The sequence below is a fragment of the Staphylococcus sp. HMSC62A08 genome (assembly GCF_001839105.1).
In the GTDB taxonomy this organism is placed as follows: Bacteria; Bacillota; Bacilli; order Staphylococcales; family Staphylococcaceae; genus Staphylococcus; species Staphylococcus caprae.
This window is the reverse complement of the sequence record NZ_KV840031.1, coordinates 52700-68605: the sequence shown is the minus strand read 5'-3', so window position 1 is coordinate 68605 and position 15906 is coordinate 52700. Positions and strand designations below refer to the sequence as shown.

Annotated in this window: 10 protein-coding genes, 1 pseudogene, 1 riboswitch and 1 other annotated feature; all 11 genes and pseudogenes read right to left on the bottom strand. The window is 32.7% G+C overall.

The features are described 5' to 3' along the window. Positions 1-24 precede the first annotated feature (24 nt). Positions 25-148: a sequence feature (ribosomal protein L20 leader region), on the bottom strand. A 60-nt stretch (positions 149-208) separates the two neighbouring features. Continuing rightward, entirely contained in the window at positions 209-1708 is a 1500-nt protein-coding gene (locus HMPREF3264_RS04050; protein ID WP_070872010.1) for an amino acid permease, read from the bottom strand. Positions 1709-1933: 225 nt separating this feature from the next. Beyond that, positions 1934-2109: riboswitch (Lysine riboswitch) on the bottom strand. Between the two features lie 50 nt (positions 2110-2159). Next, on the bottom strand, positions 2160-4097 hold the full coding sequence (thrS, locus tag HMPREF3264_RS04045; protein ID WP_070872009.1) for a threonine--tRNA ligase: 1938 nt from the start codon (positions 4095-4097) through the stop codon (positions 2160-2162). A 344-nt stretch (positions 4098-4441) separates the two neighbouring features. Further along, entirely contained in the window at positions 4442-5362 is a 921-nt protein-coding gene (gene dnaI / locus HMPREF3264_RS04040) for a primosomal protein DnaI (protein WP_070830924.1), read from the bottom strand. Further along, entirely contained in the window at positions 5362-6750 is a 1389-nt protein-coding gene (locus HMPREF3264_RS04035) for a replication initiation and membrane attachment family protein (protein WP_070872008.1), read from the bottom strand. Before HMPREF3264_RS04035 ends, dnaI begins: the two co-directional genes overlap by 1 nt. Before the next feature lie 3 nt (positions 6751-6753). Continuing rightward, on the bottom strand, positions 6754-7221 hold the full coding sequence (nrdR, locus tag HMPREF3264_RS04030) for a transcriptional regulator NrdR (protein ID WP_002443329.1): 468 nt from the start codon (positions 7219-7221) through the stop codon (positions 6754-6756). A gap of 353 nt (positions 7222-7574) precedes the next feature. Then, the gene (gene gap / locus HMPREF3264_RS04025; protein ID WP_070872007.1) at positions 7575-8600 is read right to left on the bottom strand and encodes a type I glyceraldehyde-3-phosphate dehydrogenase; all 1026 of its coding nucleotides are present in this window, start codon (positions 8598-8600) and stop codon (positions 7575-7577) included. Between the two features lie 207 nt (positions 8601-8807). Next, on the bottom strand, positions 8808-9419 hold the full coding sequence (gene coaE, locus HMPREF3264_RS04020; RefSeq protein WP_070872006.1) for a dephospho-CoA kinase: 612 nt from the start codon (positions 9417-9419) through the stop codon (positions 8808-8810). A gap of 15 nt (positions 9420-9434) precedes the next feature. Continuing rightward, positions 9435-10307, bottom strand: coding sequence for a bifunctional DNA-formamidopyrimidine glycosylase/DNA-(apurinic or apyrimidinic site) lyase (mutM, locus tag HMPREF3264_RS04015; RefSeq protein ID WP_070872005.1), 873 nt, complete (start codon positions 10305-10307; stop codon positions 9435-9437). A gap of 15 nt (positions 10308-10322) precedes the next feature. Continuing rightward, positions 10323-12953, bottom strand: a complete 2631-nt coding sequence (gene polA, locus HMPREF3264_RS04010) for a DNA polymerase I (RefSeq protein ID WP_070872004.1) — start codon at positions 12951-12953, stop codon at positions 10323-10325. Between the two features lie 291 nt (positions 12954-13244). Continuing rightward, positions 13245-14942: a two-component system histidine kinase PnpS gene (gene pnpS, locus HMPREF3264_RS04005; RefSeq protein WP_070872003.1), complete on the bottom strand. Its 1698-nt coding sequence runs from the start codon at positions 14940-14942 to the stop codon at positions 13245-13247. Then, positions 14942-15650: pseudogene (locus HMPREF3264_RS04000) on the bottom strand (response regulator). Before HMPREF3264_RS04000 ends, pnpS begins: the two are co-directional and overlap by 1 nt. Between the last annotated feature and the right edge of the window lie 256 nt (positions 15651-15906).

The window sequence follows — 15906 nt, the reverse complement described above, 5'->3', positions numbered from 1 at the left end:
CTAAAGTTTTACGAAATTGTCCCAAGCAAAAAAGAAGAGCGAGTATCACTACCCGCTCTTCTTTCACACATTTATTGTGTAACATGATTAACCTGCCAACTGCATTAGCGTCGCTACAGGTGAGAAGCGGGTGCTTCTACTTGGTTCGTTTCGTATTCAACGTTTACAATCATATCAGTAATAAACATGTAAGTCAATTGTTTTTTTATTATTTATCATGATGTCTAATTTCTTCCATTGAAACATCTTGTCTTAGATCCACTTTATTAAGTGGAATCATTTTAGTTTTATAGCGTAATTTATGATAAAGGAAGAAGATTAAAAATACAGGTATACCCATATAGGTAATTACAAATCTATTTAGGTCAAAATGTCCTGTTTTAATAAAATCAACATCTTGCCCGATAATAACAATCACACATAATATACCTGCGAATATAGGACCAAATGGGAAAAGTTTGGCTTTATATTTAAGCTTACTTTTATCGTAATCTTGTTTATCAAAAGCGCGTCTAAATCTAAAGTGACTAATCGCTATACCTACCCAAGCAATAAATCCTGTCATTCCACTCGCCGCAACAATATATTCATATGCATCGCCACTGAGGTGTTGTAAAGCGAAAATAAGTACAACTAGTACGCCAGTAGCAATTAATGATAAATAAGGTACACCACTTTTGTTTGTTTTGCCAAATGAAGCAAACGCAAGTTTATCTTTACTCATTGAATATAACATGCGAGTAGACGCGTACATTCCTGAATTTCCGGCTGATAGTACTGATGTAAGTATAACAGCGTTCATGAACGAAGCTGCAAAGGCAAGACCTGCATTCTTAAATACAAGTGTAAATGGTGAAGTAGAAATACTATCTCCGCCACCCATTAATGCCTTACTATCATAAGGAATCAACATACCTATGATAAATATTGCCAAAATATAAAATAATAGGATTCTCCAAAATACTTGTTTGATCGCCTTTGGAACAGCTCTTTCAGGATTTTCAGATTCACCAGCTGTAATACCTATTAATTCAGTACCTTGGAATGAGAATCCAGCTACTAGGAATACACCTAAAATAGAGAGAAGACTACCTCCAAGGTTTCCACCTAGGATAGGACCGTCACCTTTAGTGAATGTATCGAATCCTACAAATTCTCCACCCATGATACCTAGTATTGTTAATAAACCTATCACAATAAAGATAATTACAGTAACAACTTTAATTAAAGCAAACCAATATTCACTTTCGCCATAGACTCTCACTGATAAAGAATTTAATGCGAAAATAATAACTAAGAATATACAACTCCAAACCCAAGCAGGCATCCCTTGCATTGGAGACCAATACTGTATAACTTGAGCTGCAATCGTTACATCAGCTGCAACTGTAATAACCCAGTTAAACCAATAATTCCAACCTAAAGCAAATCCTAAAGAAGGATCTACGAATCTTGTAGCATACGTACTAAAAGATCCTGAAACCGGCAAATATGTCGCCATTTCACCTAGTGAAGTCATTAGGAAGAATACCATCGCGCCAATAATCGCATACGCAATTAATGCACCTAATGCACCAGCATCATGAATGGCACCACCTGAAGTCATAAATAGACCTGTCCCAATACAACCGCCAATTGCGATCATAGAAATATGACGATCTTTTAATCCTCTTTGAACACCGCCATTTTGATTTTCATTTTTACTCATAGAAGTTCCCTTTCCTTGTCTTAGAGGCTAACATGTAACTATTTCTCTGTGTAGAATAACTATACATGTCTTGTATGAAAATTTGATTAAAATCATACATAGTTATGAGTAGGCTTAATTTCATCATCATTGAATTGAAATTATACGAACTTTAGTTACACACAGAACTCAAACAAAAAAAGTGGTTACATACCTTTAAGATATGCAACCACTTTGCTTTTATCTATATAAGGTAGCACATCACATTCAGTGACAGTACAGCTTCTTATCGAAAACTGTCCCAACAAATGTAAATTATGGTTTTACATTTGTTTCGGCATTGTTACCTTTTGCTAATTCAACATATGTTCCATACAACTTCTGATTAGCTACTGATTAACAATGCAACCTCTAACTCTAATTTATATTTGATTCAATTGTAATATACATGATACAGCCTGTCTTTTCAAGCTTATCTATGTTTTTTCAAGCGGATTTCATCAACAAGATTCCAAATGAACTCATCTTTTTCAAGTGATTCTTGGTCTTCTGAACCATATTTTCTAACATTCACTTCGTTATTTTCCACTTCTTTGTCACCGACTACAATTTGGTATGGGATTTTTTGCATTTGTGCTTCACGTATTTTATATCCCATTTTTTCATTACGGTCATCAATTTCGACACGTACACCTTGTGATTTGAGCTCATCTTGTAATTGACGCGCATAGTCATAATGAATATCAACATTTACAGGAATAATTTCAACTTGTTTTGGCGCTAACCAAGTTGGGAATGCCCCTTTAGTTTCCTCAGTTAAGAATGCAACAAAACGTTCCATAGTTGAAACCACACCACGGTGGATAACAACTGGTCGATGTTGTTCGCCATCGCTTCCTATATAAGTAAGTTCAAAGCGTTCTGGTAATAAGAAGTCAAGTTGAGCTGTAGATAATGTTTCTTCTTTACCCATAGCTGTTTTAACTTGGACGTCTAATTTTGGACCGTAGAAAGCCGCTTCACCTATAGCTTCTACATATGGTAAGCCCATTTCATCAACTGCTTCTTTAAGCATTGATTCAGCTTTATTCCACATTTCGTCATCGTCCATGTATTTCTCTTTATCTTCAGGATCTCTATAGCTTAATCTAAAAGTATAATCCTCGAAACCGAAATCTTCATATACTTCTTGAATCATGTTTACAACTCGTTTGAACTCTTCTTTAATTTGATCTGGTCTTACGAAAATATGAGAGTCATTTAAAGTCATACCACGAACACGTTGTAATCCAGAAACAGCACCGCTTGCTTCATATCTATGCATTGTACCTAATTCTGCTATACGAATAGGTAGTTCACGATAAGAGTGTGGTTTATTGTTATAAATCATCATATGATGTGGACAGTTCATTGGTCTTAATACCATTTCTTCAGTTTCATCTAATTTCATTGGCGGGAACATATCCTCTTGATAATGGTCCCAGTGTCCTGAAGTTTTATATAAATCAACATTTGCGAGTACAGGAGTATATACATGGTCGTAACCCATGCTTACCTCTTTATCAACAATGTAACGTTCAATTTCACGTCGAATTGTAGCCCCATTAGGTAACCATAGAGGTAAACCTGCACCTACGAGTTGGCTATTAGTAAATAACTCTAAGTCTTTACCAATTTTACGATGATCTCGTTCGCGACGTTCTTCAAGCATTTGTAAATGCGCTTTTAGATCTTTTTTATCGAAAAATGCAGTACCGTAAATACGTTGTAACATCTTGTTATTACTATCACCACGCCAATAAGCACCAGCAGTGGATAATAATTTGAATTCTTTAATTTTTGAAGTTGAAGGTACGTGAACACCACGGCATAAATCAGTAAACTCACCTTGTGTGTATAAAGTAACATTTTCATCTTCAGGAATTGCATCTATCAATTCTAATTTATAAGGATCATCTTTGAAGAATTCTTTAGCTTCGTTTCTACTTACTACTTTTCTTTCAATTTTATAATTTTCATTGACGATTTGTTTCATTGTTTTTTCGATTTTGTCAAAGTCATCTGATGATACCTTTTCATCCATATCAAAATCGTAATAGAACCCACCTTCAATAACTGGTCCTACACCAAACTTCACATCTCCATATAAACGTTTTAAGGCTTGAGCCATTAAGTGAGCAGTTGAATGACGTAATACTTCAAGTGCTTCTTCACTTCCAGGTGTAACAATTTCAATTGATCCATCTTCTTCAAGCGGACGAGTTAAATCGACCATTTGACCATTAAATTTACCTGCTACAGCTTTCTTTCTTAAACTTGGGCTTATAGATTGAGCGATATCTTCTGTAGTTGTACCTTTATCAAACGCCTTTGAATTACCATCTGGAAATTGAATATTAATTTGATCCATACTTAACCCTCCTAAATAATAAAGCATCTGATCGTTGACTTGTTTAATAAATATCCATAAAAAACACAAAAAATCCCGCCCCAAACAAGGGACGAGATTATCGCGGTACCACCCTAGTCGTTTAACTCTTATTCTCATTAAAGAGTTAAACTTCTCTACATAAGATAACGGTCTTGAGCCGGATATTCATTACAAATATCATTTACTGAAGTAGTAATCATTTAATATGTTAGCCATATTCTCATTAGCTAATGACTTTCTGTGTAACAGTGATTAAATTATCTTGTCTTCAATAATTTCAACGATTTAGATTTAAGTCTATTATACACCTCATAAGATAAAATTCAATTGTTTCTATAATTTTTACCTTCAAGATAATATGAGTTGGATAGCGTCTTAACACGTTCGATAATACGAGCGGCTTTCGTTTTTTCAGATCCATCTCTTGTAATAGATAAGTGATGCTCAAGTTCACTATAATCAAAGTTAGAACTAAAGAAAGTTGGTAGTTCATGTACCATTCTATAATGTAGCAATGGTCCTATGATTTCATCCCTTACCCATGGCGTAACTTCTTCAGCACCAATATCGTCTAACATTAATATATTAGCTTCTCGCACACGTTCTAATTTTCTTTCGAAGCTACCATCCTTAAATCCACTCTTTAAAGTACGTATAAATTCAGGTAAATACACGATAGTAGAGGAAATCTTTTTAGACTTAAGTTGATTGGCAATTGCGCCTAGTATGAATGATTTCCCTGTGCCAAATGGACCATGTAAATACAGTCCTTTTACTTTTTCATCATTAGCAATAGCAGTACAAATTTCTTCTGCAGCCATCGCTACATCTAAACGATCGCGTTGGTCCATATAGATGTCTTTCAACTTGGCATTTAATGTATCTCGTTGCATATGATGAGAGGTTATGAGTTGAGAATTAAATCGTTCTTCGTCATGTTTAATTTTGCAAGGACACATTAAATATCGAATTTTTATTCTATCATTTTCTATGTAGAGTTCAGGTACATGTCCTTTTACAAAATTGGGGCAATCTTCGAAGCGATGACCATCGTAATGCTTTTGTTGATCTTTATATTCTTGCAATACATTTAAATCTTCATCAATCATCGCATTAGTAAGTTCAGATTGATGGTGCTCTAAAAATTGCTTAACATCTGGGTCATTAATTACGTCTTTTTTTATTTTTTCAATTCTTTTATCTAAGTCTTGTGACGACCCCATAATATTTTTGAAGCTTTTCATCACTCATCACCTTCCTCCCATTTTTTATTTAATTTCTCTAGGAATGCTTGACGGTCTTTTTCTAATTTATCGTCATTTTGTTTTGATTGTTTTTCGGAAGTGTTTGCAGATTGATTATCTCGATTTTCTAACCATTTTGGTGTTTTTTCTTTAGATATCAATTGTTTGTTTTGTCTTGAATAATTTCTACTTCCTTTATAATTCTGCTCATAATTTTTAGGTTGATTGACTTGAAGTGCATAATCATAAGCCTGTTTCGCAGTTTTAATGTCTTTTTTATTCCAATTTGACGCTATCTCAAATATATAAGATTTCGGCAACTTCATATCTTCTTTAAGCATAACAAATTGCAATAGAATATTAATGACACCAAAATTCATCTTCTCTCTATTCATTAATTCTTCAATCATACTTTTCTGAGATTGTGTAGGCTCTGACCCAGACCAACTTGCCAACATATCAATTGGACTTGTTTCATCAAGTAATTTCAACCATGCTTCAGTATCATTTTGAGGTGAGATTTCTTCACTATTTGATGAGACTTCTGATTGTTGCTCTTTTAATTGTAATTTGGGTAGATGATTTTCATGTTCTATTAGATAGTAAGAACGCGCCTGTTTCCGCATCTCTTCAAAAGATAATTGTTGCGCACTAGTAATTGAATTTAATATAACCTTTTTCATACCATCTGGGGTTAATCCATATAATGTGGCGAGTTGAACGATGAGTTCTTTAGCATCCTTATCAATGATTTCATTACTGATAAAATGATGATTTAACATTTGTTTTAATAAATCGAAATCGAATCTCTCATTAGATAAATCAACACCATCATAGTGCTTAATTTGCTTAAGTTTGGATAAATCTTGGTCCATCATTTTCTTAGGTACGCTAAATACTTCAGTAAACTTTCGTGTCGTTTGTTGATAATTACTTAAATCTTTTTTATCCCTTTCAAAATGAGCTTTAAGCATTTGATAACGATTCTTATCAACCTCACTATATAAAAATACAGAAAGCATCGGATCATTAAAAAATTGATATGCTGTTGGAGGTTGAATTAATTGATACACAAAATATGTTTGTTTCTCTTCGTGATTTACGAAAGTTTTGACCAATCCTATTGCTTCTAGGTAATCCATTTGCTTCCTAAAATCTAGAAGGTTGATTTTTAATTCATTCATAAATACATAATGTGTTAGCGGATAATGATTATTGTCATCAGTAAACTGATTCATAAAATGATAAAGTCCAATAGACTGGGGGCCAATTAAAGGCGTAAACAGACGATTTAGTATTTCTAAGTGTTCTGTCGTTAATTGAAATTCTTTAATCACTTCAAAGCCATCTTGAGGCCTCAAACCATATTCATAGGATTGTAATCCCATTGATTAATCACTCCGTTTGTTATCATTCAAAATCCCTTGCATGGAAGCAAGTAGTTGGTCCACATCTTTAAATTCTTTGTAGACGGAAGCAAATCTTACATAGGAAACTTGATCTACATGCATCAATAATTTCATTACATGTTCTCCAATGTCTCTAGAAGATATTTCAGTTTGTCCTTCATCTCTTAATTGCCACTCTACTTTATTCGTTATATCCTCTAATTGTTGATATCTTACCGGTCTTTTTTCACAAGATCTTACTAAGCCATTTAATATTTTTTCTCTTAAAAATTGCTCTCTAGTGCCATCTTTTTTAACAACGATAAGCGGACTTACTTCAATATGTTCAAATGTGGTAAATCGAGTACCACAATTTTCACATTCTCTTCTACGTCTTATTGCATTAGCTTCATCAGCATGTCTCGAATCGACTACTCTTGAATGCGTTGAATTACATTTTGGGCATTTCATTTATGTCACCCTCTTAAGTTTGATTATCGTTCATTATACTATAAAATTGGCTTGTAAAAAAGAAAGGTCCTTTAGACTAATAATCGAATTATTATACTTAATAACTGAAATATTTTAGAGTGGATGACATAGATAAATACAATAAGAATAAAAATGCATGTCACAAATTAATATTTCACTTTTATAATACAATATAAATTTTTTGACGTAGAAAATCACCATGACACAACAGGATTTTACTACTTTAAAAATGAGTGTAGTAATAAAAAAGCTCTAAGACAATTCTAAACTGAAATTATCTTAGAGCTATCGTATCGGATTTTATATACCAAATTGATTAAATATATATTTAATTAAACTGCTTTAACTGTTGCTTCATCTTCAATAAGCTGACCAATTTGTTCAGCAACTTCAACAACTCGGTTTGAATATCCCCATTCATTATCGTACCAGGCGATAACTTTAACTTTATTATCTCCCATCACCATTGTAGATTGTGCATCTAACACTGCTGAATTAGGGTTTGTATTAAAATCAACGGACACTAAAGGTGCATCTTCAACGTCTAATATGCCATCTAAGCCTGAATTTCTGAATGCATCATTTACTTCTTCAGCGGTTACATTTTTCTCTAAATCAACCACTAAATCCACTAGGGAAACATTCTTCGTTGGAACACGTAGCGCCATACCATGAAGTTTTCCTTCAACTTCTGGTAATACCTCTTTAAGTGCTTTAGCTGCACCAGTTGAAGTAGGTATAATACTTTCGTTACATGAACGTGCTCTACGTAAATCTTTATGTGGATTATCAATATTCTTTTGGTCATTTGTAATAGCGTGAACAGTTGTCATTAAACCATTTACAATTCCAAATTTATCATTTAAGACTTTAGCTACTGGACCTATACAATTGGTTGTACATGAAGCGTTACTAAATATATCATATTGATTAATATCTAGTTGATTATCATTAACCCCTTTTACAATCATTTGCACTTCTCCGCCTTTTGAAGGCCCTGTTAACAACACTTTTTTAGCCCCTGCGTTAATATGCGCAATCGCTTTATCACCATGATTAAATTTACCAGTTGCTTCGATAACAAGATCAATATCTAATTCTCTCCATGGTAAGTTTTCAGGGTTTCTATCAGATACTAATTTAATTTCATGATCTCCAACTTTGATACCATTTTCTGTTGGTTCTACTTTCTTATCGTATGTACCATGAGTTGTATCATAATTAATTAAATGTGCAATTGTTTCAGAAGGATAGCTTGCGTTAATAGCAACTACATTTAAATTTTCATTTTTTAAAGCTATACGTAATACCATTCTTCCAATTCTACCCATTCCATTAATTGCGATATTCGTTGACATTAAAAGCACCCCTTGAGCATTTATTTATATGTTATACTTTATAGGATTAGTATAACATAATTATTTATTTTTGAAAGCGTTTACTAATTGAAATGAATTACGTTTAGCTATCATTTTAAATAAGTTATACTTATGAGTGATTTTCTGTTTTCACGTAATACAAACAAAAAGCGTACACGATATCTTAATTCGCATACGCTCATACTCTTATTTAATTGAAGAATCGATGTATCCTTGTTCTTCAAGAAGTTGTTGTAAGTTTTGTTTTAATTCAAGTTTATCTCCTAAATTATCTATCACATGATCGGCCATTCTACTTTTCTTATCTATAGAAATTTGGCTATACACACGTGCTTTCGCATCTTCTTGAGATAAGTTATTTCTCTCCATTAAACGTTCTATTTGAATACTTTCGGATGTATATACCACCCATACTTCATCTACAGTATCTTGCAAATCATTTTCATAAAGTAAAGGAATATCCATAATCACATGATATCCTTCATTTAAATAACGATTTTTCTCATTTTCCATGATTTCACGTACTATGGGATGAACAATCTTATTAAGTTCTAATCGTTGTTCTGGATGTTTAAATACAAGTTCTCCCATATATTTACGATTCATTTCGCCATTTTTATCAATCGCCTCTGGACCAAATTTTTCTTTAATTTGTTCTAAACCCTTTGATCCTTTTTTAACCGCTTCACGGGAAGCAAGGTCTGCATCGACAACTTTAAAATCATATGCTGTTAATAATTCTGACACTGTTGATTTCCCAGTTGCGATACCTCCTGTTAGTCCGATAATCTTTGGCATAGTCTCACGCTTCCTTTATTTCTGACAATTTGGGCAAAAATGACTATTTCTAGTGGCAATCACTTTTGTTTCTATTTCATGCCCACAAATTTTACAGTACTTTTGTTTATATACATTTAAATGTAATTGCATCTCTCCTGTTTTACCGTCAGCATGGCGATAATCAGAGATACTCGTTCCACCGTATTTTATACCCTCTTTTAACACTTCTCGAACATAATAAAATAACATTTCTCTTTCTTGATGATTCAACGTGTGTGCAATTTTATCAGGACGAATTCCCGCTCTGAAAAGTGCTTCACAAGCATAAATATTACCGGCACCTGCAATCACTTTGTGATCAAGTATCATTTGCTTAATAGGTTTGTTTGCGTATTTATTGATATCAAAGCAACTTAAATAATACGCTAACGCTTCCTCTTCAAATGGTTCAGGTGCTATTTCTAAAAATGGAGGATAACTTTCAAATCCTGCGACATTTCTAATTTCACCGAAACGTCTGATATCTGAGTAGACTAACTTTTTCTCATTTTCAAGTTCAAAAATAACTTGCCAATGTTTACGGTAATTAGGTGTAGCAATGTCCTCTAGGTCGTCAACAACGAAGAATCCACCCGCCATGCCTAAATGACTAATTAAAATTCTTTGATCGTTATCTCTTTCGATATGAAGCACAATATATTTACTACGTCTTAACACTTGAGTAATTGTGTAGCCTTCGGTAAGCTTTGCAAAGCTATCTAACTCCATACCTTTAATGATTGTTTCTCTATTGTCTTTCTTACCTTTAATGACATTATCTGAAAAAATTACTTTTTTAATTCTTTCGTTTTTAATATAAGGTTCTATGCCTCGTTTCACATGTTCTACTTCTGGTAATTCTGGCATATTTATGTCCTTTCTTTATTTGGCATCATACCATGTTGGTCCATAGCTTGAATCTACTTTTAACGGTACATCTAAATCAAGCGCATTTTCCATAATTTCTTCAACAAATTCACTAAAGTCTTCAACTTCTGATTTAGGTAATTCAAAGATTAATTCATCATGAACCTGTAATAATAATTTTGCATGGTAGTTCGTATTTTTTACCTTTTCATTAAATTTAACCATAGCTAATTTAATAATATCTGCTGCACTACCTTGAATTGGAGTATTCATAGCAGTTCTTTCTGCAAAACTTCTTAAATTGAAGTTTCGGCTTGTAATATCTGGAATATAACGACGTCGATGTAACAGCGTTTCAACATAACCCTGCGCTTTAGCATCTTTGACGATATCTGACATATATTGCTTAACGCCTGGGAAACTAGCCAAATAATCATCAATAAATGCTTTCGCTTTCTTACGCGTAATACCTAGACTTTGACTTAAGCCATAGTCACTAATTCCATAAACTATACCGAAGTTAACAGCTTTAGCTTGTCTACGCATAAGGCTGTCTACGTCATTTGCTTCTACATTGAAAACTTTCATCGCAGTAGCTGTATGAATATCATGGCCATGTATGAAAGCTTCTTTTAAACTTTCATCTTGAGTAATATGCGCAAGCACACGTAGTTCAATTTGTGAATAGTCAGCTGATAAAATCACACTATCTTCTGAAGTAGGTTTAAACGCTTTTCTAATTTTTCTACCTTCTTCTAAGCGGATAGGAATATTTTGTAAATTTGGATCTACACTTGATAAACGCCCTGTTTGTGCAAGCGTTTGATTGAAGCGCGTATGAATTCTATTATCTTTGCTGATTACTTTTTGTAAGCCTTCTACGTAGGTAGATTGTAATTTAGAAAGTTGTCTATATTCTAAGATATGTTCAATAATTGGATGCTCACCTTTTAATTGTTCGAGTACATCAACAGCCGTTGAATATCCAGTTTTTGTTTTTTTAATCACTGGAAGTTTTAATGTTTCAAATAATACGACACCTAATTGTTTTGGTGAATTAATATTAAATTCTTCTCCAGCAGCTTCATGTATATTTTTAATAAGAACATCTAATTTTTCTTGAATTTCATTTTCCATATGCTTCAAATCATTCACATCAGTGTAGATACCAATTTCTTCCATTTCACTTAAAATTTTAGCAAGCGGAAGTTCTAAATCTGCAAGGAGTTCAACTTGATTATATTCTTTTAATTGTTCTTCCATTAATGGTTTAGCACTCGCAATGGCTTCTGTAATTGACGCAACGTGTTCATTTAAGATATTGTCTTCTGGAATATGATGTTTTTTTCCTTTTCCATAAATAGAAACATTATCTTTAACATAATTCTGTCCATATAACGATACGACTGATTTCACATCATCAATTGCACGTGATGGATCAATAATATAGCTTGCGAGCATAACATCAAATTGAACGTTTTGGATGTTAATATCTAAACGATGTGCAGCTACATACGTTTTCTTAGCATCATATACAGTCTTAACAGTTTGTGCATCTTCTAACCATTCGATTAAGTCTGAATGTTGTTTAATATCTTCTGCATTGATTACGATGTGCGTATCATCTGTGTATAATCCAAATTTTAATATATTATCTTTTAGATAATTGGTGTCTTCTAACTCAAAATGAATTGTGGCATGAGATAAATTTTTAAAATCAATGTGTTGAAAATCTGTTTCAACGTCAAACGTTTTATCTGTAACTTCCTCGTTATTCGCATCTTCATCAATATCTGATAACAATTGCTTAAATTCTAGCTTTTTAAATAACTCTATTTTTTCATGATTATCATCTTGGTTTTCCAATTTTGTATCTTTAAGAGAAACTTCAATTGGACTCTCAACATTGATTGTAGCTAGGTCTTTACTCATCAATGCATCATCTTTACTATTGATAAGTTTTTCTTTTAATTTTTTAGCAGTGACTTCGTCGATATTGTCATAAACGCCTTCAACAGAATTAAATTGATTAAGTAATTTAATTGCCGTTTTCTCACCTACGCCTGGAACACCAGGTATATTATCAGAAGTATCTCCCATCAGACCTTTCATATCGATAATTTGCTTAGGTTCTAAGCCGTTATATTTTTCAGCAATAAAACTTGGCGTATAGTGATCGACATCCGTAACACCTTTCTTGGTGTAATAAATAGTGACATTATCAGTAGCCAATTGTGTTAAGTCACGATCCCCAGTAATGATAATTGTTTCGTAACCAGCTTGATCTGCTTCTCTACTTAAAGTACCGATAATGTCATCCGCTTCATAATTCTCAAGTTCATATCTTTTAATATGATACGCATCTAATAATTGACGGATATAAGGAAATTGTTCACTTAGTTCAGGTGGCGTTTTTTGTCTACCACCTTTATACTCACTGTACTTTGAGTGTCTGAAAGTCGTTTTACCAGCATCAAATGCAACTAAAAAGTGATTAGGTTGTTCTTCTTTAATTATTTTTTCAAGTAACATTGCAAAGCCATACACAGCATTTGTATGAATACCAGCTTTATTAGAAAGTAATGGCAAAGCATAAAACGCTCTAAAACTTAAACTGTTACCATCTATTAACACTAATTTATCCAAAATACGTAACCTCCAGAACAGATTTACATACATTTTAGCATATAAAGTGGTACTTGTATTTCAATTGAAATACATAGTACCACTTACGCATGAGTTTTTAACTCATGTGTTCCTCTTTAGTCATTTAACGACTATAGAGCGTTTAGCTTCCCTTAGTGCATCATAGAAATGGTTAATGATTTATCATTTAGCAGTTCTTAGTGCATTTAACCTGAAGTTAAATGCAAACATTAGTTCTACCACCTCTTAATAAAAAAACTGAGACTTAATTGTCTCAGCTCCTTTAAAAATTTATTCATCTATAAAAGTTACTTTAAATGTTGAACCTTCTCCTGGCTTACTACTTACATTAATTCGACCATTATGCGCTTCAACAATATGCTTCGTAATAGACAGTCCGAGACCTGTACCTCCAGAATCTCTACTACGTGCCTTATCCACTCTATAGAAACGTTCAAAGATATGTTTTTGATCTTTGGCACTAATTCCAATACCAAAATCTTGAATTTCTAAATTAACTTTTTTACCTTCTCTATAAACTCGAACAATAACTTTACTGTCCTCAAGTGAATAATTAATTGCATTAGAAAGTAAATTTGTAATCACTTGAGCAACTTTATTCTCATGCGCTTCGATAATCACATCTTTCTCAATTTCTGACTTAATTTCGATATTTTTGTTCGTAGCTTGAGTTTGTAAATTATCAATCGTATTATAAGCTAACTCAGACAAATTCATATAGCTCGTTTCAATTTCATTTTGCTGTTCTATATGCGATAAATCTAATAAATCCATGACCAATGATTCAATTCTGTTCGATTCTTTTAAAATAATATTTAAAAACATCTCGAGTGATTGTTCATCATTTTTAGCCCCTTCAATGAGGGTTTCAGCAAAACCTTTGATAGAAGTAATTGGTGTTTTTAATTCATGAGAAACATTTGCTACGAATTCTCTTCTAAGATTTTCTAATTTTTGGAGATTCGTAATATCATGAAGAACAACAACCATACCTTGTAATTTCTTCTTAGATTTAGATAGTATTGGCACACAAGAAACATCAAAGTATTTCGTATGTACATTATTAATATCTACCTCTATTTGATCGTAGATAACCTTTTCAGTTCTGAAGCTCTCGATAATGAGCTTTTCAATACTATCATCAAGAAATCCAATATAGCTCTTATTTTCAACAATTTGCTCTGGACTAAAAACTTCATAATAGGCATGGTTGGCAACAACGATTTCTCCATGCTTGTCGATCATTAAAACAGAACTCGGTATATTTTCAAGTGTCGTTTTCAAACGATTGGACTGTATCTTTTGTCGATTATTTAATTTCTGTAACCTTCTAGCTAACTCATTCGTAGTCACAAATAATGCGCGTGTTTCTTTAACATTACTTTCAGGGACACGAACATGATAATAACCATCTGCTAATAGAGATGTCGCATACGTCACTTCATTAATAGGTCTTATATATGTTCGATTAATACTTCGTGAAGCTAAATAAACTGTGAACAATACGATGACGCCTATTATAGATAAGTATTTCCACATCTCTCTTTGAAGATTAATAATTTCATCATTAATACCACTTATGTATACAGTTTTATTACCTATACTTTCTTTAAAAGTATAGCGCATACCGATTTTTGTTTTCTTAGTTATTAAATCAGAAGGATTAGCTTCATTGTCAATTCTTTGATCAATTTTACTTTTATCACCAGAAGAGAATATGACGTGATTATCATCTGCATTCTTAATGACAACGACATTTTGTTGATTATCAGCAAGGTTATCGATTTCTTGACCTTTATTATGATTAAGAAGGTTCACATAGTTATGTGCTTCTTTTCTTAATTCACTAGTTTGATTGCTAGTTAAAGTTTGATAAATCGTATTATGAATAATCGCTCCTAAACCAATAAAACTAATAATCGTTATCGTACTAATTAATAATAATAAACGGTGATGGAATTTTAGCATTAAGCTTTAGGTCGCTCCAATTTATATCCTAAACCGCGTACCGTTTTAATTAATTTAGGTTGTTTAGGATTTTCTTCTAATTTATCTCTTAGGTGACTAATATGTACATCTACAATTCTAGAATCTCCAGCAAATTCATAATTCCATACAGAATTTAACATATGTTCTCTTGTAATCACGCGTCCTTGTCTTTCGATTAAGTATAATAATAATTCGAATTCTTTAGGTGTGAGTTCTAACAATTCTTCATCTTTATATACTTCGAAAAATTCAGGACGAATACGAATGGAATCAATGATAATATCTTCCTCATCCGTATCTTCTTTTTCAATTTCACTAACAAATTTTGAACGTCTTAAAATAGCTTTTACTCTCGCAACCACTTCTCTAGGTGAGAAAGGCTTAGTCATATAGTCGTCAGCACCTAATTCAAGGCCTAAAACACGATCAAATTCGTCATCTTTAGCAGTTAACATTAAAATAGGTACTAAATTTTTATCAGATCGAATTGATTTACACACCTCAATACCATCTTTTAGGTAACATGACGTCTAATACTATTAGCTCAGGTTGTTCATCTTCAACCTTTTGTAGTGCCTCTTCGCCGTCATAAGCGACTTCAACTATGTATCCTGCTGTTTCTAAATTATACTTTAGTAAGGTCACGATTGATTGTTCATCATCAACCACTAGTACTTTTTGTGACATGGTGTGCCTCCCTATTTTTTATTACATTTACATTATAACTGAAGTTCAAATAAAAATAACATAGCTACACATCAATTTTACATAAACTTAACAAAACATATAGATTTATAGTTATATTAAGAAAATATTTCTTTAATATTTCCTTAACATTAATTAAGTTATCACCTTTTGAATCATAAAGATATTGATAAATTAAAAATTTACATAATCTTTAAAAAACGGATTGGCAAGAGCCAATCCGTTTGATAACACTATC